The organism is Aquiflexum sp. (assembly GCF_977115555.1).
Genome location: NZ_CDSBKL010000492.1, coordinates 1 through 2,675 on the forward strand (window position 1 = coordinate 1; position 2,675 = coordinate 2,675).

Annotated in this window: 1 protein-coding gene, 1 tRNA gene and 1 pseudogene; all 3 read left to right on the forward strand. The window is 36.7% G+C overall.

Translation table 11 applies throughout. The annotated features are described in order from the left end of the window. Positions 1-1,499 (forward strand): DUF349 domain-containing protein (locus ACZFYI_RS18680; protein WP_462525636.1); only part of this gene is annotated, 1,499 nt, incomplete at its 5' end. A gap of 128 nt (positions 1,500-1,627) precedes the next feature. Further along, positions 1,628-1,700, forward strand: a tRNA-Thr gene (locus ACZFYI_RS18685). Between the two features lie 243 nt (positions 1,701-1,943). Then, positions 1,944-2,675: pseudogene (locus ACZFYI_RS18690) on the forward strand (ATP-binding protein); the annotation flags it as partial.

Below are 2,675 nucleotides of genomic sequence, written 5' to 3' on the forward strand. Positions count from 1 at the left end.
AGAAAGAATGTTTTTTTTTTGCTGCTTCCAATAATTTCGGGAAAAAAAAATCAAAATTCCTTAAAGAGCAGGAAAAAAACAAGGAAAGAAATCTTTTGGCCAAAAATGCAATCCTCGACAAACTCAGGGAACTTGTGGACGGCGAGGAGACTACTCACAGCATCAATACCATAAAGCATATACAGGAAGAATGGAAAAAAATCGGTCCCGTTCCTGCTTCCCAAAATAGAAATCTTTGGGCATCTTTCAATGCCTTGATGGACAGATTTTATGACAATAGGAGTATTTATTTTGAGCTAAAAGAGCTTGACAGAAAGAAAAATCTGGAGCAAAAGCTTGAAATTTGTGAAAAAGCCGAAGCTTTGGTGGATAAGGCTGACCTTAAGGATGCCATAAAAATACTGAACGATCTTCACGAGGAATTCAAACATATGGGTCCTGTTCCGAGAGAAGAACAGGAGTCCCTTTGGAACAGATTTAAATCAGCATCTGATGCAGTATATTCTCGAAGAAAAGAGTTTTACGATGGACAGAAAGAAGGTCTAAAGGAAAATCTTCAAAAGAAAGAAGCTTTGATCAAAAAACTTGAAGCCGAAGGAGACTATAAAGGTTCAAAGATCAAGGATTGGAACAGCAAGACAAAAGAAATTTTGGCACTGCAAAAAGAATGGGAATCCATTGGTCCTGTCCCAAGGGAAAACGGTAAAGAGATCAACAAACAGTTTTGGGGCTTATTCAAACATTTCTTCCAAAACAAAAACCATTTTTTTAAAGAGCTTGACGAAATCAGACAAGCAAATAAGGCTAAAGCGGAAGAACTGATAGCAAAAGCAGAATCCCTAAAGGAAAGTACCGATTGGCAACAAACGGCAAGTCAGATGATCTCTCTTCAGCAGGATTGGAAGCAGATTGGACCAACTCCCGAAAAGGTCAGGGATGACCTTTACCAAAGATTCAAATTAGCATGTGATACTTTCTTTGAAAGCAGACGGAATTCCAACAAACAGGTAAACAAAGAGTTTGAACAAAATCTTCACGCCAAAGAGGAAATTATCAAAAAAATAAGAGAAGAGGCAAAAGGCAGTACGCTTTTAGAAAGCTCTTTGGAGGAATTTATTGCAAAATTCAATTCTTTGGGATTTGTGCCCAGGAAAAATATGAAGGAAATTCTACACAAGTTCAATGAAGCTGTGGATGAATATGTCAAAAACCTTGGTTTTGCCGGAGGAGAGAAGGATGACTTCTTGTTTAGGCTTAACCTGAACAAACTTCAGTCTGATCCTAACAGCAACCGTGTCCTTAATAAAAAAGAGCATGGGATAAGAAAACAGATATCAGACTTGGAAAATAATGTCACTTTGTGGAGAAACAACATTGAGTTTTTTGCTTCCTCCAAGACTGCGGATAAGCTCAAAGACCAGTTTGATGAGAAAATCCAAAAGGCTGAAAGTGAAATCGAGAAGTTGAAGAAAAAATTGACAATACTCAAAGAATTTTAATACACTCATAAATAAGGAGATATCAAATGTCTCCTTATTTTTTTTTGATTTCGTTTTGCACGATTCCCCGATAAATCTATATTTGCACCACGATTTGAGACAAAGGTCTTAAAATGTAAAATAATTAAGCCTCCTTAGCTCAGCTGGTAGAGCAACTGACTTGTAATCAGTAGGTCGCTGGTTCGATCCCGGCAGGGGGCTCAAAAGGCAACAGAGATGTTGCCTTTTTTTTTGTTCAAATTCTTAATCCAAAAAAATAGAATTTCCTTTTTTCTGTAACTTTTGAGTTTGCGTTGGATAGACTTCAAGAAAATGCATTTACCAAAAATCAAATCTCATTATCTACTTTTAGCTATCTTCTCTTGTTTTTTCTTTATTGCATTGGGATGGTTTTCTTTTAAAAAAATCTTTTCTATTTTCTTAATCAACAGGAAAATTGCAGTGATGAGATATGGTCTAAGTAAAAATGAAATTCACCAAGGTTCAGAATCAAAGTTGAACTCCATATCTCTTGAAAAGGAATTGGAATGGTTCCATCAGGTCACTATACTCAGGGGAAAGATCACCTTTGAAGGTTCGTGTCAGGAGTCAGATATGGATCTAATTCAAATTCCTGATTTGTCTGCAGATTCTTCTATTTATGCTGGTTTGGTCAAAAAATTTAACATGGGTTTTGAGGAAAGACTGGTGCTGATTCTCTCGCTTATCCCTCATATACGGCCTTCGTTATTGGACTTGCTGAATATTAAAAATCAAAGCTTTGACATCCCTTTTTCTGAATTTGGAGGTATCAAAGCTGAAAAGCATAAAGGGTTTTTGCCCACAGGAGAGACTGCTGTTTTTCTTTTGGCAGGAACAGATCTTTCCAAACGTTTTCTGCTGCTCCGGTTTTTTAATTCAGAGCACTATTTTGTAAAAAACAAGATTTTGTACTTGGATAAATCAGTATCCGGAGAGCCAAAACTGAGTGGTACTTTACAGATTAACCCGGAATATCTTTCGTTATTGACTACAGGTGAAATTTACAAACCTGATTTTGATTTGGATTTTCCAGCAAAAAGGATTTCAAGCACTCAGGATTGGGATGATTTGGTATTGACTTCTACTTTGGAAGAAGGAGTGAGGGAGATCAGGAATTCGTTGCGTTTCGGTAAAGAATTAAAAACAAATTTCGAA